Origin of the sequence: Microbacterium sp. TPU 3598, assembly GCF_002356155.1 — a bacterium.
GTDB classification, from domain to species: Bacteria; Actinomycetota; Actinomycetes; order Actinomycetales; family Microbacteriaceae; genus Microbacterium; species Microbacterium maritypicum_A.
Window position 1 is genome coordinate 2,804,417 of the sequence record NZ_AP017975.1, and the last position, 24,643, is coordinate 2,829,059.

The 24,643-nt window shown below is 68.1% G+C and carries 27 protein-coding genes and 1 tRNA gene; 14 read left to right on the forward strand and 14 right to left on the reverse strand.

Annotated features, from left to right (window positions below):
- Positions 1–10: 10 nt before the first annotated feature.
- Both MST3598_RS13285 and MST3598_RS13290 read right to left on the reverse strand, forming a co-directional pair.
- Positions 11–1,207, reverse strand: a complete 1,197-nt coding sequence (locus MST3598_RS13285; protein WP_021199089.1) for a bifunctional 2-C-methyl-D-erythritol 4-phosphate cytidylyltransferase/2-C-methyl-D-erythritol 2,4-cyclodiphosphate synthase — start codon at positions 1,205–1,207, stop codon at positions 11–13.
- A 69-nt stretch (positions 1,208–1,276) separates the two neighbouring features.
- A complete protein-coding gene (locus MST3598_RS13290) occupies positions 1,277–1,759 on the reverse strand; it encodes a CarD family transcriptional regulator (RefSeq protein WP_017201416.1) in 483 nt (160 codons plus the stop codon).
- Positions 1,760–1,896: 137 nt separating this feature from the next.
- Here MST3598_RS13290 and MST3598_RS13295 point away from each other — a divergent pair, with 137 nt between their 5' ends.
- Positions 1,897–2,430, forward strand: a complete 534-nt coding sequence (locus MST3598_RS13295; RefSeq protein ID WP_021199090.1) for a hypothetical protein — start codon at positions 1,897–1,899, stop codon at positions 2,428–2,430.
- 70 nt (positions 2,431–2,500) lie between these two features.
- Here MST3598_RS13295 and MST3598_RS13300 read toward each other — a convergent pair whose 3' ends face one another.
- On the reverse strand, positions 2,501–3,184 hold the full coding sequence (locus MST3598_RS13300) for a response regulator transcription factor (protein ID WP_021199091.1): 684 nt from the start codon (positions 3,182–3,184) through the stop codon (positions 2,501–2,503).
- The gene (locus MST3598_RS13305) at positions 3,181–4,404 is read right to left on the reverse strand and encodes a sensor histidine kinase (protein ID WP_029258686.1); all 1,224 of its coding nucleotides are present in this window, start codon (positions 4,402–4,404) and stop codon (positions 3,181–3,183) included. Before MST3598_RS13305 ends, MST3598_RS13300 begins: the two co-directional genes overlap by 4 nt.
- 216 nt (positions 4,405–4,620) lie before the next feature.
- On the opposite strand from MST3598_RS13305, the gene phoU reads away from it, so the two are divergent.
- Positions 4,621–5,331, forward strand: a complete 711-nt coding sequence (phoU, locus tag MST3598_RS13310) for a phosphate signaling complex protein PhoU (RefSeq protein WP_021199093.1) — start codon at positions 4,621–4,623, stop codon at positions 5,329–5,331.
- A gap of 72 nt (positions 5,332–5,403) precedes the next feature.
- On the opposite strand, the gene MST3598_RS13315 is transcribed toward phoU, so the two are convergent.
- Complete coding sequence (locus MST3598_RS13315) at positions 5,404–6,153, reverse strand: phosphoglyceromutase (protein WP_021199094.1); 750 nt, start codon at positions 6,151–6,153, stop codon at positions 5,404–5,406.
- Positions 6,154–6,212: 59 nt separating this feature from the next.
- Here MST3598_RS13315 and MST3598_RS13320 point away from each other — a divergent pair, with 59 nt between their 5' ends.
- Entirely contained in the window at positions 6,213–7,040 is an 828-nt protein-coding gene (locus MST3598_RS13320; RefSeq protein WP_029258687.1) for a class I SAM-dependent methyltransferase, read from the forward strand.
- Positions 7,041–7,042: 2 nt separating this feature from the next.
- Here the strand turns inward: MST3598_RS13320 and ygfZ are convergent, their stop codons facing one another.
- The 3 genes from ygfZ to MST3598_RS13335 all read right to left on the reverse strand — a co-directional run bounded on the left by ygfZ (position 7,043) and on the right by MST3598_RS13335 (position 9,224).
- Positions 7,043–8,179: a CAF17-like 4Fe-4S cluster assembly/insertion protein YgfZ gene (ygfZ, locus tag MST3598_RS13325; protein WP_029258688.1), complete on the reverse strand. Its 1,137-nt coding sequence runs from the start codon at positions 8,177–8,179 to the stop codon at positions 7,043–7,045.
- A 1-nt stretch (position 8,180) separates the two neighbouring features.
- Positions 8,181–8,783 carry an FABP family protein gene (locus MST3598_RS13330; RefSeq protein WP_029258689.1) on the reverse strand — a complete coding sequence of 201 codons (603 nt, stop codon included), beginning with the start codon at positions 8,781–8,783 and terminating at the stop codon, positions 8,181–8,183.
- Positions 8,784–8,933: 150 nt separating this feature from the next.
- Complete coding sequence (locus MST3598_RS13335; protein ID WP_021199098.1) at positions 8,934–9,224, reverse strand: hypothetical protein; 291 nt, start codon at positions 9,222–9,224, stop codon at positions 8,934–8,936.
- 71 nt (positions 9,225–9,295) lie between these two features.
- On the opposite strand from MST3598_RS13335, the gene MST3598_RS13340 reads away from it, so the two are divergent.
- From MST3598_RS13340 to MST3598_RS13375, 8 genes are all read left to right on the forward strand, one after another.
- A complete protein-coding gene (locus tag MST3598_RS13340; protein WP_021199099.1) occupies positions 9,296–9,979 on the forward strand; it encodes a winged helix-turn-helix transcriptional regulator in 684 nt (227 codons plus the stop codon).
- A 51-nt stretch (positions 9,980–10,030) separates the two neighbouring features.
- Positions 10,031–12,196 carry an RNA degradosome polyphosphate kinase gene (locus MST3598_RS13345; protein WP_029258690.1) on the forward strand — a complete coding sequence of 722 codons (2,166 nt, stop codon included), beginning with the start codon at positions 10,031–10,033 and terminating at the stop codon, positions 12,194–12,196.
- Entirely contained in the window at positions 12,193–13,182 is a 990-nt protein-coding gene (locus MST3598_RS13350; protein ID WP_051668074.1) for an NUDIX hydrolase, read from the forward strand. The genes MST3598_RS13345 and MST3598_RS13350 overlap by 4 nt, the downstream gene beginning before the upstream one ends.
- A gap of 150 nt (positions 13,183–13,332) precedes the next feature.
- Positions 13,333–14,439 (forward strand): phosphate ABC transporter substrate-binding protein PstS, encoded by a 1,107-nt coding sequence (pstS, locus tag MST3598_RS13355; protein ID WP_029258692.1) that lies wholly within the window; start codon positions 13,333–13,335, stop codon positions 14,437–14,439.
- Positions 14,440–14,531: 92 nt separating this feature from the next.
- On the forward strand, positions 14,532–15,482 hold the full coding sequence (pstC, locus tag MST3598_RS13360) for a phosphate ABC transporter permease subunit PstC (RefSeq protein WP_021199103.1): 951 nt from the start codon (positions 14,532–14,534) through the stop codon (positions 15,480–15,482).
- Between the two features lies 1 nt (position 15,483).
- Entirely contained in the window at positions 15,484–16,587 is a 1,104-nt protein-coding gene (pstA, locus tag MST3598_RS13365) for a phosphate ABC transporter permease PstA (RefSeq protein ID WP_029258693.1), read from the forward strand.
- 28 nt (positions 16,588–16,615) lie between these two features.
- Positions 16,616–17,395 (forward strand): phosphate ABC transporter ATP-binding protein PstB, encoded by a 780-nt coding sequence (gene pstB / locus MST3598_RS13370; protein WP_017828973.1) that lies wholly within the window; start codon positions 16,616–16,618, stop codon positions 17,393–17,395.
- Between the two features lie 231 nt (positions 17,396–17,626).
- Entirely contained in the window at positions 17,627–18,475 is an 849-nt protein-coding gene (locus MST3598_RS13375) for a type IV toxin-antitoxin system AbiEi family antitoxin domain-containing protein (RefSeq protein ID WP_051668076.1), read from the forward strand.
- A 217-nt stretch (positions 18,476–18,692) separates the two neighbouring features.
- Here MST3598_RS13375 and MST3598_RS13380 read toward each other — a convergent pair whose 3' ends face one another.
- The 4 genes from MST3598_RS13380 to sigK all read right to left on the reverse strand — a co-directional run bounded on the left by MST3598_RS13380 (position 18,693) and on the right by sigK (position 21,821).
- Positions 18,693–19,577, reverse strand: coding sequence for an aminodeoxychorismate lyase (locus tag MST3598_RS13380; RefSeq protein ID WP_029258695.1), 885 nt, complete (start codon positions 19,575–19,577; stop codon positions 18,693–18,695).
- Between the two features lie 197 nt (positions 19,578–19,774).
- Positions 19,775–20,404 (reverse strand): hypothetical protein, encoded by a 630-nt coding sequence (locus MST3598_RS13385; RefSeq protein ID WP_021199106.1) that lies wholly within the window; start codon positions 20,402–20,404, stop codon positions 19,775–19,777.
- Between the two features lie 29 nt (positions 20,405–20,433).
- Entirely contained in the window at positions 20,434–21,225 is a 792-nt protein-coding gene (locus tag MST3598_RS13390) for an anti-sigma factor (protein ID WP_029258696.1), read from the reverse strand.
- Positions 21,222–21,821, reverse strand: coding sequence for an ECF RNA polymerase sigma factor SigK (gene sigK / locus MST3598_RS13395; RefSeq protein ID WP_029258697.1), 600 nt, complete (start codon positions 21,819–21,821; stop codon positions 21,222–21,224). Before sigK ends, MST3598_RS13390 begins: the two co-directional genes overlap by 4 nt.
- Positions 21,822–22,017: 196 nt before the next feature.
- On the opposite strand from sigK, the gene MST3598_RS13400 reads away from it, so the two are divergent.
- On the forward strand, positions 22,018–22,677 hold the full coding sequence (locus tag MST3598_RS13400) for a fasciclin domain-containing protein (RefSeq protein ID WP_021199109.1): 660 nt from the start codon (positions 22,018–22,020) through the stop codon (positions 22,675–22,677).
- Between the two features lie 137 nt (positions 22,678–22,814).
- Positions 22,815–22,887 (forward strand) — tRNA-Lys (locus MST3598_RS13405).
- 26 nt (positions 22,888–22,913) lie between these two features.
- Here MST3598_RS13405 and MST3598_RS13410 read toward each other — a convergent pair.
- A complete protein-coding gene (locus MST3598_RS13410) occupies positions 22,914–23,369 on the reverse strand; it encodes a hypothetical protein (RefSeq protein WP_029258698.1) in 456 nt (151 codons plus the stop codon).
- A 170-nt stretch (positions 23,370–23,539) separates the two neighbouring features.
- Between MST3598_RS13410 and MST3598_RS13415 the strand changes: the two genes are divergently transcribed.
- Entirely contained in the window at positions 23,540–24,085 is a 546-nt protein-coding gene (locus tag MST3598_RS13415) for a type 1 glutamine amidotransferase domain-containing protein (RefSeq protein WP_029258699.1), read from the forward strand.
- A gap of 31 nt (positions 24,086–24,116) precedes the next feature.
- On the opposite strand, the gene MST3598_RS13420 is transcribed toward MST3598_RS13415, so the two are convergent.
- Positions 24,117–24,632, reverse strand: a complete 516-nt coding sequence (locus tag MST3598_RS13420) for a CGNR zinc finger domain-containing protein (protein ID WP_029258700.1) — start codon at positions 24,630–24,632, stop codon at positions 24,117–24,119.
- Between the last annotated feature and the right edge of the window lie 11 nt (positions 24,633–24,643).

Genomic DNA, 24,643 nt, shown 5'->3' on the forward strand with positions numbered 1-24,643 from the left:
CCCCTGATCGTCAGCCTTCTCTGGGACCGGTGGGGATCACCGACGCGATGGCCGTCACCGCGATGCCCTCGCCCCGCCCGGGGAATCCGAGCCCGTCCGTCGTCGTCGCGGTCACCGTCACCGGGGCGCCGAGGACAGCGGACAGAACGCCCTCGGCCTCTGCCCGTCGAGGGCTGAAACGCGGCCGATTGCCCTGGAACTGCACCGAGACGTTGCCGATGTCGAATCCGGCTCCAGCGAGGAGCTCGCGGGTGCGGGCGAGGAAGACGTCGGCGTGCGCGCCGGCGTACTCGGGGTGCGAGGTGCCGAAGTGCTCCCCGATGTCGCCGAGACCCGCGGCCCCGAGGAGCGCGTCGACCATCGCGTGAGCGACGGCGTCTCCGTCCGAATGACCGGACAGCGGCTGCTCCCCCTCCCATTCGAGCCCGGCGAGCCACAGGTTCCCTTCGCCGCCGAAAGCGTGGACATCCGTCCCGATGCCCACGCGGGGGATGCCGGATGCTGCGGCTCTCGTACCGAGCAGATGCCGGGCACGCTCGAGGTCGGCCGGCGTGGTGATCTTGAAAGCCCGCTCGGAGCCCCCGATGTAGCGCACGGGATGACCCGCCGCAGCGAACAGCGCCGCATCGTCGGTGTACTCGGTGCCACCGTCGCGTGCCGCGGCGTACGCGGACTCGAGCAGCGTCCTCGGGAACCCCTGCGGCGTCTGCGCCGCGGCGAGTTCGGAACGGTCGACCGCGGCGACGACGACACCGTCCACGACCTTCTTGAGGGTGTCGACCACGGGCAGCGCCGGGATCACGCCGACATCTGCCGTCACCGACGCGGCGACCGCATCGATCTGCGTCGGAGGGGTGAGAGCGCGCGCCGCATCGTGCACCAGCACCGTCTCGACGTCGCCCCAGAGCGCGGCGAGACCCGCCGCGACCGACTGCTGTCTGGTCGCACCGCCCACGACCACACGTCCGAGGTCGGCCCGTTCGCCGGCGGCCTCTCGAAGCTCTGTCTCGGCGTCGCCCTCCCACCCTTCCGGGGCGACCACGATGACCTGAGCCGGGGCCGCGGCGAAGACGCCGTCGAGCGCATGGCGAAGGATGGGACGGGCATCGATACCGACGAAGGCCTTCGGGGCGCGTGCGCCCAGACGCGTGCCTGAGCCGGCGGCGACGACGATGATCGCGGTACGCGGGACGGGGAGGATGGTCACAGCATCACGTTACCGGCGAAGACGACGAAAGGCGGATGCCGAAGCACCCGCCTTTCGTCGTGGAACAGCTCAGGACGCGAGGACCTCGTCGAGCAGTGCGCCCGCCTTGTCCTCGTCGGTCTTCTCGGCGAGCGCCAGCTCGGAGATGAGGATCTGACGAGCCTTCGCCAGCATCCGCTTCTCACCCGCGGAGAGTCCGCGGTCCTGGTCACGACGCCACAGGTCGCGAACGACTTCGCTCACCTTGATCACATCGCCGGAGGCGAGCTTCTCGAGGTTCGCCTTGTACCGACGCGACCAGTTCGTGGGCTCTTCTGTGAAGGGTGCTCGCAGCACCTCGAAAACATGATCGAGGCCTTCCTTGCCGATGACGTCACGAACGCCGACCAGGTCGACATTCTCCGCGGGGACCTCAATGATGAGATCGCCCTGGGTGACGTTGAGCTTCAGGTATTTCTTCGCCTCACCCTTGATGATGCGCTCTTTGACCTCGATGATGGTCGCAGCGCCATGGTGGGGATAGACGACGGTCTCGCCAACCTCAAAAAGCATAAAAACGTGTCCTTTCGGCAACCTCAAGGATACCACAGGGGTCATGCGCTAAGGTTCGCGCCTCCGGTGCCGCAGGAGCCCTCACGACTTACGCATAGAATGGATGCGGATATCCCCGCCGGACCTCAGGAGGACCCGTGAAATCGCGCCTTGTTGCGTCTGCAGCCCTCAGCGCCCTCGTTCTGCTCGGTGCGACCGGGTGCACGTTCATCACCCCGCAGTCCACCAAGACCGAGTACGCCGCGTCCGACGGAGTGAACGTGTCCGACGCCGACGGCCCGATCGACGTGCGCAACGCCCTCGTGGTTGCCACCGAAGACGGGTCGACCGGAAACTTCGTCGCCGCCATCGTGAACCCCTCCGAGGAGAAGGCGACCCTGACGATCACCGTCGAGGGCCTGGATCCGCTCGTCGTCACCGTCCCCGCAGGGGGCACGGTGAGCCTGGGCGCCGATGAGGAGCCGCTGCGCATCGTCGGCCTCGACACCAAGCCCGGCGCCACGGTGGAGATGCACTTCCAGTCCGGAGACTCCACCGGCGTCAAGACCGAGGTGCCCGTACTCGACGGCACTCTCCCGTACTACGCAGACCTGGTCCCCTCCGAGAAGGAGTCGACCCCTCGCCCGACACCCCTGCCGACCGACACGGCAGCTCCGGCGCCCGCGAACTGACGCGTCACCGAATCGAGAAGAGGCCGGCACCCCCGCAGGGTGCCGGCCTCTTCTCCGTTCCGCCTGAGGATCAGCCTTCGAAGCGATACCCCAGACCTCGCACGGTGACGAGCATGACCGGCTCGCTCGGGTTCTCCTCGATGCGCGAGCGGATGCGCTTGATGTGCACGTCGAGGGTCTTGGTGTCGCCGAAGTAGTCACTCCCCCAGACCCGGTCGATGAGCTGTCCGCGGGTCAGGACGCGTCCGGAGTTGCGCATCAGGACCTCGAGCAGCTCGAACTCCTTCAACGGCATGTTGATCTGCGCGCCGGCGACGGAGACGGTGTGCCGGTCGATGTCGAGCGAGACCCGCCCGCCGTCGAGCACACGCTCGTCGAGCTCACCCTCGGCCTGCACGACCCGACGCAGCACGGCACGCATGCGTGCGAGCAGCTCGCGGGACGAGTAGGGCTTCGTGATGTAGTCGTCGGCGCCGAGCTCGAGACCCACGACGATGTCCACCTCGGAGTCCTTCGCCGTGAGCATGATGATGGGCACGGCCGAGGTGGACCGGATCTGTCGGCACACCTCGGTGCCCGGCATCCCCGGAAGCATGAGGTCGAGCAGCACGATGTCGGCACCGCGCTCCCGGAAGGCCGCGAGAGCGCCGGGGCCGTCCTCGGCGATCTCCACCTCGTAACCCTCACGCCGGAGCAGGTACGCGAGCGGGTCGGCGAGGTCGGGCTCGTCTTCGACGAGAAGGATTCGGGTCATGCTCTCTCTCCGTTTCGAACGCGCGCGGACGACGCGGCTTTGGCCGCCTTGCGCGCACGCTTCTTCTTGCTCTTCTTGCCCGCGTCGAGGTTGTCGGGGGCGTCGATCCGGGGAAGACGGATCGTGAACGTGGAGCCCCGGCCCGGACGGGACCACAGCCGCACCTCTCCGCCGTGCCGCTGCGTCGCGTGCTTGACGATGGAGAGCCCGAGACCGGTACCCCCGGTGCGCCGGGAGCGGGCTTCGTCCGCACGGTAGAACCGTTCGAAGATGCGCTCGCGATCTGCTTCGGCGATACCGATGCCCTGGTCGGACACGGCGATCTCGACCACGCCCGCCTCCGCCCGCACGCCGACTCCGACGCGAGAGCCGCGGGGCGAGTACACGATCGCGTTGGCGATCAGGTTGCCGACCGCCTCGATCAGGATCTGCGCGTCGCCGCGCACGAACACCCCGCGGTCGCCTCCCCTGGCGAGCTCGACGCCGGCGGAATCCGCCTGCACGACATGGGCCTCGATCGAGGAGGCGATCACCTCGTCGATCGCGACGGGACCGACCTTCGTCAGGCCGTCCTCGGCCTGCAGCCGGGACAGGCTCATGATGCGCCCGGTGAGCTGCCCGAGTCTTCCGGCCTCGGCGGAGATGCGTGCGGCGAAGATGCGCACCTGGGCCGGGTCGTCGGCGGCGGACTCGATGGCCTCGGCGAGAAGGCTCACGGCGCCCACGGGGGTCTTCAGCTCGTGGCTGGTGTTCGCCACGAAGTCGCGGCGCATCTGGTCGAGTCGTTCCTGCTCGGTGACGTCGCGGATGATCAGCAGCACCAGGCGGGTGCCGATCACGCTGGCACGGGCCGAGACCAGACGGGGGTCGAGACTCAGTCCCCCACGTGTGATGCGCATCGACTCGGTGACGGAGCCGCCCGCTTCCCGGACGCCGCGCACCAGTTGGCGGAGCTCCGGGTGGTCGAGCGTCGAGCCGACCTCGATGCCGAAACGCGTCGCGGCCTGCGAGGAAGCCAGCACGAGGCCGGAGGTGTCGACGATCGCCGCGGCATCGTCCATGCTGTGCAGGACGTCGGTGATGCCGGCCGGGATCGCCAGCGACGTCTCCTCCTGCACCCGCGCCCGTGCACGGTATGCCCACACCACGAGGAGGGAGAGGCCGACGCCGATCACCAGCCCGATGGCGAGCGAAGACAGCGCGAGCTGCGGCAAGGTCATGACACAAGCGTAGAGTGCGTTCACCGTCCGTCCGGCGGGTTTCCGCGCCCTGGCGGGAACAGGAGAAGTACTATTCACGTGCTGGGCACCGTTCGTTAACCTTCGAAGCAGACAATCGCTTCGGGCTTGTGCGGGAGCACAGACCTGCTCTCGTGCGGACGACCCGCCGTCTCGCGCTGACACAGCCGAGATCCGAATGAAAGGTTGCGCCCCAACATGCGCGAAGTCTTCCACCAGTCCCTCGAGGACCTTCAGAATCGTCTCGTCGAGATCGCCGACCTCGTCACGGTCTCGATCGACAAGGCCACCAGGGCGTTCGCGACGAGCGACGTGGCCCTGGCCGAGGAGGTCATCGCCGACGACGCGAAGATCGACGAGCTGGCCGTCGCCCTCGACGAGCAGGCCATCGAGATCCTCGCCCGCCAGCAGCCGGTCGCCCGCGACCTGCGCATCGTGGTCACGGCTCTGCGCGTGAGCGCCTCGCTCGAGCGCATGGGCGACATGTCGGAGCACATCGCCCAGCTCGCCCGTCTCCGCTTCCCCGAGCGCGCCATCCCGAAGGGCCTCAAGGGCACCTTCGTGAAGATGGGCGAGCTCGACGTCGAGGTCGCCCGCACGCTCTCCGAGCTGCTGCGCACCCAGGACCTGCGCTTCGCCGACGCCATCCGCAACGCGGACGACGACGTCGACGAGCTGCACGCCACCGTCTTCGAGAAGGTGCTCAGCGACAACTGGAAGGGCGAGGCCACGGCGACCGTCGATGCCACGCTCGCCAGCCGCTACCACGAGCGCTTCGCGGACCACGCGGTGGCCGTCGCGAAGAAGGTCGTCTACCTCGCCACGGGCGATTGGGCCGTCGAGGAGGAGGACATCCCCCTCGCCGTCGAGCAGCAGGAGCTGGGCCAGCAGGAGTTCGGCCACGCCTGACCCGCACATCGAGAAACGCCGAAGCCCCCGATGCGTGTGCATCGGGGGCTTCGGCGTTTCGAGCAGAAGCTCTTACTTCTTGCCCTGCGCCGCGACGGCGGCGGCACCGGCGGCGGCGGCCTCGGGATCGAGGTAGCGGCCGGGTCCGGTGGGGACGTTGTTCTCGTCCAGCTCGTACACCAGCGGGATGCCGGTCGGGATGTTCAGCTCGGCGATGTCGTCGTCGCTGATGCCCTCGAGGTGCTTCACGAGACCACGCAGCGAGTTGCCGTGCGCTGTGACGAGCACGGTCTTGCCGGCTTCGAGGTCGGGGACGATCGCGCTCTCCCAGTACGGCAGCAGACGGTCGATGACGAGCTTGAGCGACTCGGTGCGCGGCACTTCCCCATCGATCCCCGCGTAGCGGACGTCGTTCACCTGGCTGAACTCGCTCTCGTCGTCGAGCACGGGCGGCGGCACGTCGAACGAGCGGCGCCACAGCTGGAACTGCTCGGGACCGAACTCCTCGAGCGTCTGCGCCTTGTCCTTGCCCTGGAGCGCGCCGTAGTGGCGCTCGTTGAGGCGCCAGGAGCGGGTCACCGGGATCCACAGCCGGTCGGCGGCATCGAGCGCGATGTTCGCGGTCTGGATGGCGCGGCTCAGCAGCGAGGTGTGCAGCACGTCGGGGAGGATGCCGGACTCGGCCAGCAGCTCACCACCGCGGCGGGCCTCCTTCTCGCCCTGCGCGTTGAGGCGGACGTCCACCCAACCGGTGAACAGGTTCAGTTCGTTCCACTCGCTCCGGCCGTGGCGGAGCAGGATGAGGGTGCGCGTCGCAGTCATGCCGTCAGTTTATCCGCCCGGGGCACGGCACCCGATTCGGATGCTGGGAGGATGGAGACATGGCGTCATCTCCCCTCGGTCGGCCGACCCGCGGCACCACGGGGACCAACCGACTGCGACGCAACGATCGCTGGATCGCGGCGAGCGCCGCGTTGCGGCGGGCATCCGATCCGCTGGTCGTCGACCTCGGCTACGGCGCCAGCGGCGTCACCGCCTTCGAGCTCGCGACCCGCCTGGTCCGGGTGCGCGACGACGTCGAGGTGCGCGGCCTGGAGATCGACCCCGCGCGCGTCGCGACCGCCGACTCCCAGCTCGCCGAGGTGCGTGCGGGGCGAACGCCGTTCGCTCCCGATCTGTCTGTCTCCTTCGCGCGCGGCGGCTTCGAGGTTCCGCTCCCCGAGGGACGCACGGCCGCGGTGATCCGCGCCATGAACGTGCTGCGGCAGTATGACGAGCAGGACGTCGCGGATGCCTGGTCCCTGATGGCTTCCCGCCTGGCCCCTGACGGCCTGCTGTTCGAGGGGACCTGTGACGAGATCGGCCGGGTGTCGAGCTGGATCGACGTGGATGCGCACGCTGCGCCGCTGCGCTTCACGATCTCCCTGCGTCTCGCCGATCTGGAGCGCCCGAGCATCGTCGCCGAGCGTCTGCCGAAGGCGCTGATCCACCGCAACGTCCCGGGCGAGCGCATCCATTCCCTGCTCGTCGATCTCGATCGGGAGTGGGACCGCGCGGCTCCGCTTTCGACGTTCGGCGCCACGCAGCGCTTCCTCGCCGCCGTGGGCGCACTCCGGGACCAGGGATGGCCTGTGCTCGGCGGACGCACTCGGTGGCGCCTGGGCGAGCTCACGCTGCCCTGGTCCGCGGTCGCCCCGCTCCCCGCCTGAGTTCAGCTTCCGGCGCCGGAGACGGAATCGCGCGGGTCCGGTGCCGTGGGTCGGCGAGACAGACGGGTGAGGCGCGGGATATCTGCGGTGGCCCCCGCGTCAGCCGGCACGATCACCTGCTGCGAGGCGGCGATGTCGATGCCGTCCGCGCGCACCACCAGATCCCCGACCGGCGCGCGCCGCGACAGGATCGCGAGAGCGATGGGACCGTCTTCGTGGTGACGCGCGACCGAGGTCAGGTGCCCGACCTCGTCGTCGCCGGCGTACACCGGCGCGCCCGGCTCGGGAAGCACCGCATCGCTGCCATCGAGGTGGAGGGCGGCCAGACGGCGGGGCGGGTGACCGAGATTGTGCACCTTCGCGACCGTCTCCTGTCCGCGGTAGCAGCCCTTGTTCAAGTGCACCGCGCTGCGGATCCAGTCGGACTCGTGCGGCAGCGAACGCTCGTCGACCTCTGTCGTCCAGCGCGGGCGCCAGGCAGCCACGCGCAGTGCCTCGGCAGCGAGGAGACCGGCGAGCGCCTCCCGATCGAGGGACGCGGCGAGGGCCTCAGCCCCGTCCGCGGACAGGATCGCCACCCGCCACGCATAGTCGGCCGCCGGATGCTCGATGACCTCGGAGTACTGGTGTCCGCCGACGCTGATCCGCTGCCACGGGTCGGCCCAGACGAGAGCGATGCCGTGCGGCGAGGCTGCGGCGGCGGTGGCCGCCGCAGCGACGACACCGCCGTCGATGAACCCGACCGGCACGAGGTCGGCGCGGATGTCGACGGTGGCCTGGGTGCGGAACTTCATGCGCGTCAGCCAGCCGGCGAGCGCCTCGGCGTCTCCCGCATCCGCGATGAGCCATGTGGATGCACCGTCGTCGATGACGCCGGCCGCGTGTTCCACCCGGCCCTGCGGGTCGAGAACCAGAAGCTCGGTGCTTTCTCCGGGGGCGAGCCGTCCGACGGCCTGCGAGGTGATCGAATCGAGCCAGCTCAGCCGTTCGGGACCCGCGACCTCGATCACGGTGCGGTCGCCGAGGGGCGCGAGGGCAGCGCCGTCGGCGAGACGCCGCTGCTCACGGAACGCATCGCCGAAGTGCGCGATCAGATCGCCGTCGGTGACGGCACCGTCGATCCCGCCGAAGACGGACATCTCAGACCTTGGCCAGTCGAGCCGAGGCATGGGAGCGCAGCGGGGTGCCGAGGGCGGCGATGTCCCAGGCCCACAGCAGGTGACCGTCGACGAGGCCGTACATGCGCGAAGACGCCGTGTGCACCTTCGCACCGGCACTGCGCACGACGGCGTCCGATCCGATGTCGATGCGCGGACCGTTGATCTCGCCGATGTACAGCTCGAGGGCGCCGTCGGCGTGCGCGAGCGAGACCTCGATGGGGAATCCGCCGCTCGGCGCGCGCAGCTCCTCCACGTCGTCGACCGTGCGTGCGACGGCGGGCGCGGTCGGAGGCAGCAGTGCGGGACCGGGATCCGCGGCCGTGGCCGGGCGCGCCAGACGCCAGAAGCCTGTCTCGGCCAGCAACGCCGCGGCGGGGGCGCCCTCTTCCGTGAGGAACGTGGCCGTGCCGGAGTAGTTCAGGAACGGACCCCCGTCATGGCTGAAGCTGATCCGGTGCGTGAACTCGCCCTGCAGGCGTTCGTCACCGACCGGGTAGTCGATGACACCTGTTCCCTCCCAGACGCCGATCAGCCACGCGAACGGGACGAGATCGGCCGGAAGGTCGACGGGCAGTTCGAGCATCGTCGCGTCAGCGCTGGCCGCGGAAGAGGTTGCGCAGCACCACTGCCGAGACGAAGACGATAGCGAGGCTCGCGAGGCCCAGCAGGCCGATGAAGAAGATTTCGAGCGCCATGAGGTCCATGTGCTCCACCTTACCGCGCCGCGCCGGTGTCAGGACGGGATCAGCGCCGCGAGACCGAATCCGACCGAGATGATGCCCATCAGCAGCAGACCGCCGATCACGCTCCCCGCCACCCGGAAGATGAAACCCTGCGTACGCCCGTACCAGAGCTGCACGGCGAAGGACAGGAGCACGACGCCGCCGAACCCGACCAGCAGCCAGGACACGCGCCATTCCTCCGGCACGAAGATGCCGATGGCGACGGTGGCGAGGAACGCGGTGGCCCAGACGACGAGCACACCGACGAACGCGTTGCGCGGTGCGAGTGCGGGATCCGTCATGTCTCCATTGTTGCGCATCGCTCCCGGTATCATGGCGGCACGACGTCGATCCGCGTCTGTGAGGAGTGCGCGTGGCCCAGGTGCTGGTTCTGACCAACGCTCCGCTCTCCGAGCAGGTGCTCCCCGCGCTCGAGCTGCTGAGCCACCGCGCGCGCCAGATACCCGCAGAGCCCTCACAGCTGGTCAACGCCCCCGAGTACGACGTCGTGATCGTCGATGGCCGTCACGACCTGGTCGCCGCGAAGTCGCTGTGCCGCCTGCTGCGAACCGCCGGGCAGGATGCGCCGCTGCTCCTCGTCGTCACGGAAGGCGGGATGAGCGCACTGTCGGGAGACTGGGGCATCGACGATGTCCTGCTCTCCACGGCGGGGCCCGCGGAGATCGACGCCCGACTCCGTCTCGCCCTCGCCCGACGCGACGAGGTCGCCGAGCCCGCGCGCGTGCAGGCATCCGGCGTCACGATCGATGAGCAGTCCTACTCCGCCAAACTGCGCGGAAGGCCTCTGGATCTCACCTACAAGGAGTTCCAGCTTCTGCACTTCCTGGCGACGCACCCCGCTCGCGTGTTCACCCGCGAGCAGTTGCTCAGCGAGGTCTGGGGGTACGACTATTTCGGGGGCACCCGCACGGTCGACGTGCATGTGCGACGGCTCAGGGCGAAGCTCGGCGACCAGGAGCAGATCATCGGCACCGTGCGCAACGTCGGCTACCGCTTCAACGTCAACGAGGATGAGGGCCTCGCCAGCGCGGGCTGACGATCGACTCCGTTCACACGGGCGTCACCTCTCGGTGCTTAGATGTACCCCATGATCGATCCCGCACTCGCCGACGCCGGGCTGGGTGACGCCGAAGACGACGACTTCGACGCCATCGAGTCCTACGACTCCCAGCTCCCGGACCACCGCTACCTGGATCGCGAGCTCAGCTGGCTCGCCTTCAACCAGCGCGTGCTCGAGCTCGCCGAGGATCCCTCGCTTCCCGAACTCGAACGTGCCAACTTCCTGGCGATCTTCGCGAGCAACCTCGACGAGTTCTTCATGGTGCGCGTCGCGGGCCTCAAGCGCCGCATCATGACCGGTCTCGCGGTGCCCACGAACATCGGCCGCTCCCCCGTCGACGCGCTCGCCGACATCTCGCGCGAGGCGCACGCCCTGCAGCTGCGGCACGCGGATGCCTGGACCTCGCTCGTGCGTCCGGCTCTGGCCGAATCCGGCGTGGAGATCACCGAGTGGTCCGAGCTCACAGACGGCGAGCGCTCGGCGCTGTCGGAGTACTTCGGAGCCCAGGTCTTCCCTGTGCTGATGCCGCTCGCCGTGGATCCGGCGCATCCGTTCCCCTACATCTCGGGGCTGTCGCTGAACCTCGCGATCCGCATCCGCAACGCCCGCACCGGACGGCAGGAGTTCGCTCGGCTCAAGGTGCCGCCCATGCTCCCGCGCTTCGTCGAGGTTCCGGGAGGCGGCGAGATCAAGCGCTTCCTGCGCTTGGAGGAGCTCATCGCCAATCATCTGGGCGATCTGTTCCCCGGCATGGAGGTGCTCGACCACCACGCGTTCCGTCTGACGCGCAACGAGGACGTGGAGATCGAGGAGGACGAGAGCGAGAACCTCATCCAGGCGCTCGAGGCCGAGCTGCTGCGTCGACGTTTCGGTCCGCCGATCCGTCTCGAGATCACCGACGACATGGATGATGTCACGATGGACCTGCTGGTCCGCGAACTCGACATCACCGACCTCGAGGTCTACCGGCTTCCCGGGCCGCTCGACCTGCGCGGTCTGTTCGACCTGTCCCGCATCGATCGCCCCGACCTGCGGTATCCGCCGCACCTGCCGACCACCGCCGTGGCCTTCCAGCCCGCGGGATCGAGCAACCGGGCGGACATCTTCAAGGCGATCCGCAAGTCGGACGTGCTGGTGCACCACCCGTACGAGTCGTTCACCACGAGCGTGCAGGCGTTCCTCGAGCAGGCCGCCCGTGACCCGCACGTGCTCGCCATCAAGCAGACCCTCTACCGCACCTCCGGCGACAGCCCCATCGTGCAGGCGCTCATCGACGCGGCGGAGGCGGGCAAGCAGGTGCTGGCCCTCGTCGAGGTGAAGGCCCGCTTCGACGAGGCGAACAACATCGTCTGGGCGCGCAAGCTCGAGAAGGCCGGCGTGCACGTGGTCTACGGCCTCGTCGGGCTCAAGACCCACTGCAAGCTCGCGCTCGTCATCCGCGAGGAAGACGGCAAGCTGCAGCACTACTCCCATGTCGGCACCGGAAACTACAACCCGAAGACCAGCCGTATCTACGAGGACTTCGGGTTGTTCACCGCCGACGCGCAGGTCGGCAAGGACCTGACACGACTCTTCAACGAGCTCAGCGGCTACGCGATCGAGAAGAAGTTCAAGCGCCTCCTGGTCGCCCCCCTGCACCTGCGCAAGGGCCTGGTCCGCCAGATCGATGCCGAGCGGAAGAACGCCGAGGCGGGGATTCCCGCGCACATCCGCATCAAGGTGAACTCGATGGTGGACGAGGAGATCATCGACGCGCTCTACCGTGCGAGCGCGGCGGGTGTGAAGGTCGACGTCTGGGTGCGCGGTATCTGCAGTCTCCGCACCGACCTCGACGGGATCAGCGACAACATCACGGTGCGCAGCATCCTCGGTCGATACCTGGAGCACTCGCGCATCTTCGCCTTCGAGAACGGCGGCGATCCTCAGGTGTACATCGGCAGTGCCGACATGATGCACCGCAACCTCGACCGCCGGGTGGAGGCCCTGGTGCGCGTCACCGACCCCGCCCACCTCAAAGAGCTCGGAACGTTCTTCGACCTGGCGATGGATGCCGGCACGACCTCGTGGCATCTCGGTGCAGGAGGGGTCTGGGAGCGCCACGCCGTCGACGCGGAGGGCAAGCCCCTGATCGACCTGCAGGACAAGACCATGGGGTTGATCCAGCGGCGTCGTCGCGCGCGGGCGGTCCGATGAACACGCGGCAGCTGCAGCTCCCGGTCGGCACCACGACGAACTCGAAGTGGACGGACAAGGCCGTGTACGCGGCGGGAGCCGTGGTGTGGCGCCTCGTCGAGGGCAAGCTGCGCATCCTGCTGATCCACCGCACCAAGTACCGCGACATCACGCTTCCCAAGGGCAAGGTCGATCCTGGGGAGATGCTCGCCGAGACAGCCGTGCGCGAGGTGCAGGAGGAGACCGGCATCCGGGTCTCGCTCGGAGTCTCGGTCGGTGTGAGCCGATATCACCTGGCGTCGCAGAAGCAGAAGGTCGTGCACTACTGGGCCGCAGAGGCGACCGACGCCGCGATCCGGGAGTCGACGTTCGTTCCCAACCGGGAGATCGCTGCGCTCGAGTGGGTGAGCGTGAAGAAGGCGAGAGCGCGCCTGAGCTACCCCGTCGACCTCGAGATCCTCGACTTCTTCTCCAACCTCGTCGACGACGGTGTGCTGCGCACCTTCCCGGTGATCGCCCTGCGGCACGCGAAGGCGACGCCCCGCTCGGAGTGGGACGGGTCGGATGCCTCACGGCCACTCACCGACCGCGGGCGGAAGCAGGCGAAGTCGATCGTCGGACCGCTGCGCGCTTTCGGCGTGCGCAGGATCGTGACGAGCGACGCGGTGCGGTGCGTGGAGACGATCACTCCTCTCGCTCGCGCACTCGATCGCAAGCCCGTGAAGACGGAGAAGATCAGCCAGGACGCTTGGGAGGACGGCGAGTCCGATCTGCGCGCGGTCGTCGGTCGCCGCATCCGCGCCGGCAAGCCTGCGGTGCTGTGCAGCCACGGGCCGGTGCTTCCGGGTCTGCTCTCCGAGATCGCCCTGGCCACAGGCACCATCCAGGGGTCGTATCTCAGCAGTGCCGCAGACCTCGAGCCGGCCGCGTTCTCGGTCGTGCACCTGTCGGCCACGAACCCCGGATCCGGGATCATCGCGATCGAGACGCACATCCCCAAGGTCTGATGACCCCTGATTTCTCGCGGGAGCACCCCAGAGAGTCGCCCGTCGTTCACCTGCCGTTCACCTGCTCGGGAGAGTCTCGTTAACCGTCGCCCATAGCGTCACTGTGTGCCCTGCACCGGGCCCCACCCATTCCAGATCGAAGGATCCACAGTGAAGATCTCCCGAATCGCACGAATCGGCGCCATCGGCGCCGTCGCCGCCCTCGCACTCGCCGGCTGTGCCGCGAACGAAGCAGGCACCGGTTCCACCGACGAGCCCACCTCCAGCACCGCCACCGTCAGCGGTTCCCTGGTCGGCGCGGGCGCCTCCTCGCAGCAGGTCGCCATCCAGGCATGGACCGCCGAATTCCAGAAGACCAACCCCGACGCCCAGGTCGAGTACGACCCGCAGGGCTCGGGCGGTGGCCGCGAGTCCTTCCAGCAGGGCGCGGTCAACTTCGCCGGCTCGGACCGCGCGTTCAAGACCGACGAGATCTCGGCCGGCGGCTTCGGCGCGTGCGTCGACGGCTCCGACCTCATCGAGATCCCCGCATACATCTCGCCGATCGCCATCGTCTTCTCGCTCGACGGCGTGGACGAGCTGAACCTCGACCCCGAGACCATCGCGTCGATCTTCGCCGGCAAGATCACCAACTGGAACGACCCGGCGATCGCCAAGGACAACCCCGACGCCAAGCTCCCCGATCTCGCCATCACGCCCGTCCACCGCTCCGACAAGTCGGGCACCACGGGCAACTTCACCGACTACCTGGCGCAGACCGCCGGTGACGTGTGGACCGCGGGCAGCGTCGAGGAGTGGCCGGCCGACCTCGCCGGAGAGTCCGCAGAGAAGACCTCGGGCGTCGCCAACGCCGTCAAGGGTGGACAGGGCCTCATCGGCTACATCGACTCCTCGCAGGCCGCCGATTTCTCGTCGGTCAACGTCAAGGTCGGCGACAAGTTCGTGCCGCACTCGGCCGAAGGCGCCGCCGCCACGCTCGACGCCTCGAAGATCGAGGAAGGCCGCACCGACGGCGACCTCGCCTTCGCGATCGACCGCACCACCACCGCCGACGGCGCGTACCCCGTGCTCCTCGTCAGCTACCTCATCGGCTGCGCCGAGTACGAGGACGAGAACGTCGCCGCGCTGACCAAGGCGTTCTTCACCACCGCGATCAGCGCCGAGGGCCAGGACGCCGCCGCGACCAACGCCGGCAGCGCCCCGATCTCGGACGACCTGCGCACGCAGGCTCAGGCTGCGATCGACCTCATCAAGTGAGCCAGTGACGGTCTCCGGGACGCCGCGCGGCGTCCCGGAGACCGTCTGCTCGCGTCAGACACCCGATCTCCACTGAGCAGGAAGCAGCTCCCATGACAGCCACGACCTCGCCGGCGTCGACGCGCATCGTCGCGAAGAAGCGCGCCGGTGACCTCTGGTTCTCCGGAACGGCGGTCGCCGCCGGATCCATGATCATGATCACGCTGGCCGCGGTCGCGATCTTCCTCATCGTGCAGTCCATTCCGGCCTTCACCGCGACAGCCGAGGATGCCTCGCTCCTCAAGACGAACTTCTGGGACTACGTCGGCCCACTCCTGTTCGGCACGGTCTGGGCCGCCTTCCTGGCCCTCCTGCTCGCCGTGCCGCTCTCGCTCGGCGTCGCCCTGTTCATCACGCACTACGCACCGCGGCGGCTCGCTCAGGGCCTGGGCTACGTGGTCGACCTGCTGGCCGCCGTCCCCTCGGTCGTGTTCGGCCTCTGGGGAATCCTCGTCCTGGCTCCCGCTGTGCAGCCCATCTACGTCTGGCTGAACACGAACGCCTCCTGGATCCCGTTCTTCGACGGCGTCGTCTCCCCTACCGGACGGACGATCCTGACCGCCGCGATGGTGCTCGCCGTCATGGTCGTCCCGATCATCACGGCCATCTGCCGCGAGATCTTCCTGCAGACCCCTCGCCTTCACGAGGAGGCCGCCCTCGCCCTCGGCGCCACCCGCTGGGAGATGGTGCGGATGGCCGTTCTTCCCTTCGGCCGTTCCGGCATCGTCTCCGCCTCCATGCTCGGCCTCGGCCGTGCGCTCGGCGAGACCATGGCCGTCGCGATGGTGCTCTCGGTGAGCAAGGCCGTCACCTTCGAACTGCTCACCTCCACGAACCCCTCCACGATCGCAGCGAACATCGCGCTGACGTTCCCCGAGGCGTACCAGGTCAACATCAACATCCTCATCGCGACCGGTCTGATCCTGTTCGTCGTGACGTTCGCGGTGAACGCTCTCGCACGCTGGTTCGTGAACCGCCGCAAGGAATTCTCGGGAGCGAACTGACATGACCGTTACCGCCCCTGAATCGTCTCGCACGGCGAGCGCGGCCCCCACCCAGCTGTCGCTCAGCTCGGGACACCTCCCCCGCTGGTCGCCGTGGGCGCTCCTCGCCCTCTCCCTCCTCATCGGCTTCACGCCCTTCGCTCTCGAGGCCCTCGCCAGCGGATCCGACCTCAACATCGCCGGCTCCGTCGTTCTCGGCGCGGTCATCTACCTGGTGCTCATCTACGTGATGTCGCGCATCATCGAAGGCTCCAGGAAGGCGCTGGACCGCCTGATCACCGGAATCGTGACCTCGGCGTTCGCCATCGCGATGGTGCCGCTGGTGTCCGTCGCGATCACCGTGGTCGCCAACGGCGTCGCCCGTTTCGACGGACTGTTCTTCTCGTCATCGATGCGGGGAGTGCTCGGTGAAGGCGGCGGCGCCCTGCACGCCATCATCGGCACGCTCCTGGTCACCCTCGCCGCCGCGATCATCTCGATCCCGATCGGTCTGATGACGGCCGTCTACCTCGTCGAATACGGCAAGGGCGGCCGGATGGCCCGCATCATCACCTTCCTCGTCGATGTCATGACGGGAATCCCGTCGATCGTCGCCGGTCTGTTCGCCTACGCCGTCTTCGCGCTGATCTTCGGACCCGGCGTGCGCATGGGCATCGCGGGCTCGGTCGCGTTGGCCGTGCTCATGATCCCCGTCGTCGTGCGCTCCACCGAGGAGATGCTGCGACTGGTGCCGAACGAGCTGCGCGAAGCGTCGTACGCGCTCGGGGTGCCGAAATGGCTCACGATCGTCAAGGTGGTCCTCCCGACCTCGATCGCCGGCATCACCACGGGTGTCATGCTCGCCATCTCGCGCGTGATCGGAGAGACCGCGCCCCTGCTGCTGACGGCCGGCTTCACCGACGCGATGAACTACAACCTGTTCAGCGGACGCATGCAGACGCTCCCGGTGTTCACGTACTCGCAGTACGCGTACCAGGGCATCCCCGCTGAGGCATACGTGGAGCGGGCCTGGGCCGCAGCCCTGACGCTCATCATCATCGTCATGCTGCTCAACCTGATCGCGCGCCTCGTCGCGAAGATCTTCGCACCCAAGACCGGCCGCTGAGCCTCGACTCGACAAGCAAGGAACTGCAGTGTCCAAGAGCATTGAAGTCAACGACCTGAACGTCTACTACGGCGACTTCCTCGCCGTGGAGGGCGTCTCCCTCGACATCCAGCCGCGCAGCGTCACCGCGTTCATCGGCCCCTCCGGCTGCGGCAAGTCCACCTTCCTGCGCACCCTCAACCGCATGCACGAGGTCATCCCCGGCGCCCGCGTCGAGGGCGAGGTGCTGCTCGACGGCAAGGACCTCTACGGCCCCGGCATCGACCCGGTGCTCGTCCGCCGCCAGGTGGGCATGGTCTTCCAGCGTCCGAATCCGTTCCCCACGATGTCGATCAAGGAGAACGTCCTCGCCGGCGTGAAGCTCAACAACAGCCGCATGTCGAAGAGCGATCAGGATGCCCTGGTCGAGAAGTCGCTCACCGGTGCGAATCTGTGGAACGAGGTCAAGGACCGCCTCGACAAGCCCGGTTCCGGCCTCTCCGGCGGTCAGCAGCAGCGTCTGTGCATCGCCCGTGCGATCGCCGTCTCGCCGCAGGTGCTGCTGATGGACGAGCCCTGCTCGGCTCTCGACCCCATCTCGACGTACGCGATCGAGGAGCTGATCGGCGAGCTGAAGAACGAGTTCACGATCGTGATCGTGACGCACAACATGCAGCAGGCGAGCCGCGTGTCGGACAAGACCGCGTTCTTCAACATCGCGGGCACCGGCAAGCCCGGAAAGCTGATCGAATACGACGACACGACCTCGATCTTCACGACACCGTCGGTGCAGGCCACCGAGGACTACGTCTCCGGCCGCTTCGGTTGAGCGCTGGGTCCCTGCTGCTGCACCCCTGCTGCTTCTTCGCCAAAACCCAGATCACTTGAGTCGCCGACGGCGTGTCACCTGTTGACACGCCGTCCGGTCGTTCGGTGGTCTGGGTCTTGGCCTCCCCGAACGAGGCGCACTTCTCCTGCACGGTCGCGGGGTGCCGCGTGTTGTCCATAGCTCGTACGGTTTCGGCCTCGACCGACGGCGCGCTCAGGGCAGTATCAGGCGATGTCCTTCGTGCGCGCCGCTCCTGTGCTGAGTGCGCTCGGGCGGATGGCACGGACGTCGGAGCTTCGACGACGGGGAGTGAGCCGCGACGAGCTCTCGCGTGCGGTGCGTTCCGGCGAAGTGCTGCGACCACGCCAGGGCGTCTATGCGCTCCCCGACGCCACGGAGGCCTGGGTGCATGCGGCGTCTCACGGCGGCACGATCGGCTGTGCGCAAGCTGCAGCGGAGCAGGGTCTCTGGGTGCTCCGTCTTCCTTCGTCGAATCACATCTGGATGGGAGCCGCGGGAACTCCACGATCGACATGCGACGCCTGCGTGCTGCACTGGGATGAGGGTCGTGCGCGCGTCGGCGAGGCTGCCCCTGTCCCGAATGCGCTCCTTCAGATCGCGGGGTGCTGTGGCGAGGACACGTTCTTCGCCGCGCTCGAATCGGCCTTGCGTCGATCACTGCTCTCCCCCGCGGGGCTGAACTGGCTTCGCCGCCATCTTCCGACGTCGATGCGGTGGCTCGTCGCGTTCGCTCGTGCAGATGCCGACAGCGGACTCGAGTCACTCATCCGGCTTCGGCTGCACCGGATCGGGATCGCGGTCAGGACCCAGGTGCCCGTCTCCGGTGTCGGGGAGGTCGACATCGTCATCGGCGACTTCCTGATCGTCGAGGCCGATGGCCGTGAGAACCATGCCAGGGAGAAGGAGCGGAGCAAAGATCTGCGGCGTGACGCAGCTGCTGCGGCCGCCGGATACACGACTCTGCGATTCACGTATGAGCTGATCGTCGACGACTGGCCTCTCGTCGAGGCCGCGATCCGCGGCGCTGTCGCACGCGGGGCTCACCTCGCGCCGGTGTGATGACTCCGCGAACCCTCGCCCTCGTCTGCACTCGCCAGCCTCAGCCCTGGTCGGCACTCGCCAAAACGGAGATCAGGAGCGAGAGCCGGAGCGTGTCGCGGCCAGACGCGCCGTGCCGCCGACGGGTGCCCTCCGTTTTGGCAGGCGGGCGGGCAGGTTGGCGTTTTGGCAGGCGGGAGGGCAGGCGGGCGGGAGTGGAAGGGGTGGACGGGTGGGATCAGTCGCGCGGCGAGAGCAGGTAGCGGTTCAGCGCGGCCGTGAGCGTGCGGTCGACCGGAAGGGAGACGTCGTCGACGGCGGTGATCGCCGCGGCGAGGCGCACGCTCGACACGAGCCACGCGGCGTCCGCTTGCGGAAGGTCGGTTGCCGGGATGCGGTCGTACCCGACGTCGAAACCCTGGGCGGCGAGGTGCTCGTACACACTGAGCTGCGTCGTACCGTGCAGGATGCCACCCGTCGGAGCCGGGGTCACGAAACGGTCGCCGAAGCGGAGGATCAGAGAAGCCGTCGGAGCCTCCAGCACGAAGCCGTCGCTCGAGAGGAAGATCGCATCGTCCGCACCACGCCGGTGCGCCTCGCGCAGGGCCGCCATGTTCACGGCGTACGACAGCGTCTTCGCTCCCAGCAGCAGCCACGGAGCCCGCTCCGCTGCGCCCAGGTCGTACCCGCGGTCGAGCGTCACGACGCGCACACCATGCTCTCGCACGGCGGAGAAGTCGGAGGCCGGGGCCGCGGTCACCCATGCCGTCGGGGTGGGCCCGTGCTCGACTCCGCGGCTGAGGATGAGCTTGATGACGGACTCGCCCGCTCCGAGCTGTGCAGCCGCCTGATCGACCGCCTGCCGCCATTGCATGAGATTCGGGACCGGAAGGTCGCACAGCCGTGCCGAGTGGGCGAGGCGTTCCAGGTGCGGGATGACCTCCTGCGCGTGCCCGTCGACCACGCCGATCGACTCGAACACCCCGTCACCGCGCTGTGTGCTCAGCTCCCCCACACTGAGCGCGGGGGCGGCGGCGTCCACCTGCGTGAAGGTCTCGGAGAAGTCGCTGCGCTGTTCGTCGGCGGCGACGGGATCGATCATGAGTGCGAAGCGCCCGGTCATGATCCGAGCCTAGAGGGCGGGAATACCGTCCGCCGCGTCGCGTTACAATGGAGTGGCCGGGCCGCATAACCCCGGGCTCCAATTTTTGCCGCTGCGAGCGGCCTTCCGCCGAGAGGCGTTCTTGCGGCCCGGTCTTTTCTTGCCCGGAGCGGTTTCGCTCATCCGGATCGCCTTCCCATCGGGCCACCCGATGCTCGTCAGGCGAGCGCATCCATCCGCCACAGCACGGCGGATGCGGCCAGATCCTGTCCGTAACTGCTCAGTCGCAGCGCTCGCGTGGTCAGTTCGCTGGATCGTGCGGGCTCGGTCGGTTCGTAGTCGTCAGCCGTGTGCGTCGCCCCGGAGGCCTGCACTCGGCAGAAGGCCGCGGCGCGGTCGAGCGCCACGGCGAAGTCGCCACGGAATGCCCCCCGCAGGATCGTGTCGATCAGAGCGACCAGCTCGTCCGGACTCGCCGGCACCGGCGCACCGGCGATCGCCGCATCCGCCGACGGCAATTCGACGCGCCCGCGGTCGTATAGGAGGGCCGCGGTCTGCGGGTCGCCGTGGATCGCGAGCTGCAGCACGTAGAGGCGCCACAGGGCGCCGGGGAGAGTCCGTGAGGGTGCTTTCGACCACAGCTCCGCGATCTCGTCGATTCCGTGTTCGGCGGTGAAGGCGACGAGTCTTTCGGCGCTCGCTCCGCTCTCGTCGGCGCGGACGCGGGTCAGCAGAGCGGATGCCGTGGCATGCGCGATACGCGTCTCCTCGGCGGGGTCGTGTGCGCCGACGATGTTGTCGAAGGCGCTCGTCGGGCGGCGCACGGGGCGATGATACTGCTCGGGCATCCCTCCAGGGTACGCGCGATCAGTGCGGCTCACGCCGTGGGGATGACGATCACCGGATCGGTCGTCGGCTGGCCCGACGGAGATCCGCCGGCCTGCTCCACGGTCACCGCGATCGCGTCCCCCGCCTGCATATCACCGGCGAGGAGGGCGGTCGCGTCACCACCGTCCACATCGAACACTCCGGCGGAGACGGGAGCGTCACCGCGCACGAACCACAGCTCATACGTCTGGCCTTCACCCGCACTCGGGAGACCATCGGCCACGAGCACGGCCTTGCCGGTGGAAGCCGACCAGTGCGCTGTCGCGCTTCCTCCGTCGTCGAGCGTCACCGTCGCCTGCTGGGCGTCGTCGGCTGCTTCGATCTCCTGCAGCGCGATGACACTCGCGGGCGGGTTCAGCTGCTGATTGAGGGCGACCGCGCCGATGCCGACGCCCACCAGCACGGCGAGGCACGCCGCCAGGGCGAAGACGGTGCGGGTCCAGCGACGCTGCTTCTTCGGCTCGGGCTGAGGCTCGGTGTGGGACACGTCGACGACTGCGGGACGTTCCTCGTGCGATGACGAGACGTCGGTGTCGGTCCGCGATCCACCGTTCTGGGGCATGTCCGCGATCTGCGCGAGCAGCGCGGATCGGATGTGTGCGGGAGCGGCGACGGGCTCGACACGGTCTGCGAGCGACGCGGCCGTCGCGATATCCGCATCCACCGTGTCCTCCCATTCCGGGTGCTCCGCGAGGGCTGAACGGTATCGACGCTCGTCGTCAGCGGAGAGCGAGTGCAGCGCGGCACCTGCCGCGAGTTCCTCGAAGTCCTTCTCGTTCATGCCGTCACCCCCATCGCCGTACGCAGACGGCTGAGACCGTCTCGCATCCGTGTCTTGATTGTCCCCAGCGGCGCCCCCACGAGGGCCGCGATCTCGTTCTGACTGTAACCGCCGTAATACGCGAGGACGAGTGCTTCGCGCTGAGCTTCCGGAAGCCCCGAAAGCGCCTCGACGACCTTCCCTCCCTCGATCCCCAATTCGACCTGCTCCGCGACACTGTCGTGCGCGACGCCGATGTCCTTGAATCCTGCTCGTACGTCCCGGTCCGCGCTCGATTGCGATGCCCGCACTCGGTCGACGGCCCGGCGATGAGCGATCGTCATGACCCACGCTCGTCCCTGACCTCTGTTCGGAGCGAAGCGGGAAGCGGATTGCCAGATCTCGAGAAAAACCTCCTGGAGCACCTCTTCGCTCTGCGCGCGATTGATAAGGACGCGGAGGATGAGGCCGAACACGCGGGAGGACAGCGTGTCATAGAGCGTGGCGAAGGCAGCCTGATCACCGGAGGCGACGCGGACGAGGAGGTCGGCGACAGCATCCTGCGTCGCTCCGTCCTCGGGAACGTCGAACCCATCGATGACCATCCCCATAAGCATGCCGCATCTCCTCCCCGATCACGTGCAGACGTCACCCGAATGTGAAGGAATCGACCTCGCGAATCGTGCGCTCCGGCGCCGTCGTCGGAGCTGTTTCCAAGATTTCTGAGATTCTTCCCATCCGATCCCGAACGGGCTCCGAACAGCACTCGACGCCACGGAGAGGCCGTGGCTCAGTTTTCTGAAGGAGCTCGACATGTTCAGCACCAAGAAGAAGGTCACCGCGGCAATCACCCTCGGCCTGGCGAGCGCGTTCCTGCTCTCCGCCTGTTCCATGGGCAGCGGCAGCACCTCGGACTCGTCTTCCGAGCCGAAGGCACCGGAGACGTCGGAGTCGACGCCGATGGAGATGGACCCGGCAGCCAACCTGGTCGGCCCCGGCTGCGCGGCGTACGCCGACGCTGTGCCGGACGGCGCGGGTTCCGTCGAGGGAATGTCGCAGGACCCGGTCGCGGTCGCGGCCTCGAACAACCCGCTGCTGACCACGCTGGTCTCGGCGGTGAGCGGACAGCTCAACCCCGACGTCGACCTCGTAGACACCCTGAACGGCAGCGAGTTCACGGTCTTCGCACCGGTGGACGACGCGTTCGCGAAGATCGACCCGGCCACCATCGAGGCACTCAAGACCGACAGCGCCACGCTGAGCTCGATCCTGACGTACCACGTGGTTCCCGGCCAGATCGACCCGGCCGACATCGACGGCATGCACAAGACCGTGCAGGGCGCCGAGCTCGAGGTCACGGGCAGCGGTGACGACCTGATGGTCAACGACGCCAAGGTGATCTGCGGTGGAGTCAAGACCGCGAACGCGACCGTGTACCTCATCGACACGGTTCTGATGCCCCCGGCTTCCTGAGCCAGGGATCGCCGGGTGGGAGGACACCCGGCACGCGCCCTCTCGGAAGCAGGGGGAGGATCCCGAGAGGGAAAAGGGGCCGTCGGCGGTGCTGTGTCGCCGACGGCCCCTCGTCGTGCGCACTAGACTTTGATGAGGGGCCTCTAGCTCAGTTGGCAGAGCATCGGACTTTTAATCCGCGGGTCGTGGGTTCGAGCCCCACGGGGCCCACCGCAGGTCGCCGCTCGGCGACTGTCTCAGGACTCGCCGCCGGGCGCGCCCGACAACAGCTCCGCTCGGATGTCGGCCACACCGTCCGGCAGCGACTCCCCTTCGAGAGCGAAGACCGGCGTTTCCTGGCTTCCCCCGATGCCGCACACCGCGACGCTGTCCGCACCGTCGAGCGACTTGGGGATGACCACGAACCAGAGCGACGACGACGCGAGCCATTCGGTGGTCGCCATGTCTCCGAAATACGTGGCATCCGGTGCGAGAGCTCGGGTCCTCTCGGTGCAGAGATCGACGAGCGCAGTCGTGGTGAACTCCGTTCCCGTCGCCGGCGGTTCCGTGGTCTCGATCGCCGAGGGGGTCGGGGTGGGCGTGGGTGAAGAGGTCCTCGATGCGGAGGGCGAAGGGCTCGACGCCGGCTCGGGGGCACACCCCGCGAGCAGGATGAGTACCGGGAGGAGGACGAGTGCAGGACGGACGCGCATATCTGGATCGTACTGCCGGGACTCGCGCACCTGTGACGAGCGCTCCGTGGAAGACCGTTCCCCCTTATCACCGGCTCATCACCTCGGCCACCCCCTTCCATCGTCCCCCGATCCGGGAGATCGTCGAGTCGTCCCCGAACGGCGGACGACTCTCCAGGAAAGGACGGACGATGACTCTCAGCGGCAGCCGCGTGGCATTCCTCGCGACAGACGGATTCGAAGACAGTGAGCTCACGAGTCCCTGGGATGCCGTGACGGCAGAAGGCGCGAGCGCGACCCTGATCGCTCCGGACGGCGCTGCCATCACCGGCAAGAACGGCCATGAGCAAGCCGTCGATCTGCGCGCAACCGAGACCAGTGCGGACGATTTCGACGCGCTGGTACTCCCCGGCGGCGTTGCCAACGCCGATCACTTGCGCATGGACAAGGCTTCGATCGACCTGGCACGAGCATTCTTCGAGCAGCACAAGCCGGTAGGCGTGATCTGCCACGGTGCGTGGATCCTGATCGAAGCCGGTGTCGTCGACGGACGCACGCTCACCAGCTATCCGAGCCTGACCACCGATCTGCGCAACGCCGGAGCGACGTGGGTGGATGAGGAGGTGGTGGTCGATGAGGGCCTGGTCTCCAGCCGCACTCCCGACGACCTGCCGGCTTTCAACGCGAAGCTCGTCGAGGAGATCGGCGAAGGGAAGCACGCCGGACAGACCGTCTGACGGTCAGGCTCAGGCTCGCGCACAGTGCCTCTCAGGCTCGCGCACGGTGCCGACGCACGGCCGCACGGTTCGCACAGCGCACGGAGCAGAAGCGCTGGCGGCCGTTGCGGGTCACGTCCGCGACGACGTTCGTGCACGGCGTGGCCTGGCATCGGCCGAGCCGGCTCATTCCCCGGGTGACAAGGTGCAGCGACGTGCCGAGGCTGATGATCGCCCGGAGCACGTAGGGCAGGGACGGGACGTCGTCGCGGTAGTGCAGGTGCCACCCCTCGCCGTCGTGGTTCGTCAATCTCGGATAGGCGGCTGCGGCGGCGAGTTGTGCGTTGAGCAGCACCGCCCGCGCGTCGGGGTCGGGTTCATCCACGATCGCCAGCCAGTCGTCGATGACGGCTCTGACCTTCTCGTGGTCGTCGGCGGCGGGCGGGAACGTCTGCGTCATCCCGAGCTCCAGGGTGCGCTCCTCGATCCCTGCGCGGGTCTCCGGCCAGTCGTTGGCCAGCGACGCGGCGAGCAGCACCGCGTACTCGCCGTAAGGGTTGAGATGCATAAGACCATTAC

Bases quoted from the DNA above. Each gene is read 5' to 3' on its own strand.
- MST3598_RS13290 (WP_017201416.1), bottom strand. From the start codon at position 1,759: ATGCTTTTTGAGGTTGGCGAGACCGTCGTCTATCCCCACCATGGCGCT.
- MST3598_RS13300 (WP_021199091.1), bottom strand. From the start codon at position 3,184: ATGACCCGAATCCTTCTCGTCGAAGACGAGCCCGACCTCGCCGACCCG.
- MST3598_RS13305 (WP_029258686.1), bottom strand. From the start codon at position 4,404: ATGACCTTGCCGCAGCTCGCGCTGTCTTCGCTCGCCATCGGGCTGGTG.
- phoU (WP_021199093.1), top strand. From the start codon at position 4,621: ATGCGCGAAGTCTTCCACCAGTCCCTCGAGGACCTTCAGAATCGTCTC.
- MST3598_RS13315 (WP_021199094.1), bottom strand. From the start codon at position 6,153: ATGACTGCGACGCGCACCCTCATCCTGCTCCGCCACGGCCGGAGCGAG.
- MST3598_RS13320 (WP_029258687.1), top strand. From the start codon at position 6,213: ATGGCGTCATCTCCCCTCGGTCGGCCGACCCGCGGCACCACGGGGACC.
- ygfZ (WP_029258688.1), bottom strand. From the start codon at position 8,179: ATGTCCGTCTTCGGCGGGATCGACGGTGCCGTCACCGACGGCGATCTG.
- MST3598_RS13330 (WP_029258689.1), bottom strand. From the start codon at position 8,783: ATGCTCGAACTGCCCGTCGACCTTCCGGCCGATCTCGTCCCGTTCGCG.
- MST3598_RS13335 (WP_021199098.1), bottom strand. From the start codon at position 9,224: ATGACGGATCCCGCACTCGCACCGCGCAACGCGTTCGTCGGTGTGCTC.
- MST3598_RS13345 (WP_029258690.1), top strand. From the start codon at position 10,031: ATGATCGATCCCGCACTCGCCGACGCCGGGCTGGGTGACGCCGAAGAC.
- MST3598_RS13350 (WP_051668074.1), top strand. From the start codon at position 12,193: ATGAACACGCGGCAGCTGCAGCTCCCGGTCGGCACCACGACGAACTCG.
- pstC (WP_021199103.1), top strand. From the start codon at position 14,532: ATGACAGCCACGACCTCGCCGGCGTCGACGCGCATCGTCGCGAAGAAG.
- pstA (WP_029258693.1), top strand. From the start codon at position 15,484: ATGACCGTTACCGCCCCTGAATCGTCTCGCACGGCGAGCGCGGCCCCC.
- MST3598_RS13375 (WP_051668076.1), top strand. From the start codon at position 17,627: ATGTCCTTCGTGCGCGCCGCTCCTGTGCTGAGTGCGCTCGGGCGGATG.
- MST3598_RS13380 (WP_029258695.1), bottom strand. From the start codon at position 19,577: ATGACCGGGCGCTTCGCACTCATGATCGATCCCGTCGCCGCCGACGAA.
- MST3598_RS13385 (WP_021199106.1), bottom strand. From the start codon at position 20,404: ATGCCCGAGCAGTATCATCGCCCCGTGCGCCGCCCGACGAGCGCCTTC.
- MST3598_RS13390 (WP_029258696.1), bottom strand. From the start codon at position 21,225: ATGAACGAGAAGGACTTCGAGGAACTCGCGGCAGGTGCCGCGCTGCAC.
- sigK (WP_029258697.1), bottom strand. From the start codon at position 21,821: ATGCTTATGGGGATGGTCATCGATGGGTTCGACGTTCCCGAGGACGGA.
- MST3598_RS13400 (WP_021199109.1), top strand. From the start codon at position 22,018: ATGTTCAGCACCAAGAAGAAGGTCACCGCGGCAATCACCCTCGGCCTG.
- MST3598_RS13410 (WP_029258698.1), bottom strand. From the start codon at position 23,369: ATGCGCGTCCGTCCTGCACTCGTCCTCCTCCCGGTACTCATCCTGCTC.
- MST3598_RS13415 (WP_029258699.1), top strand. From the start codon at position 23,540: ATGACTCTCAGCGGCAGCCGCGTGGCATTCCTCGCGACAGACGGATTC.
- MST3598_RS13420 (WP_029258700.1), bottom strand. From the start codon at position 24,632: ATGCATCTCAACCCTTACGGCGAGTACGCGGTGCTGCTCGCCGCGTCG.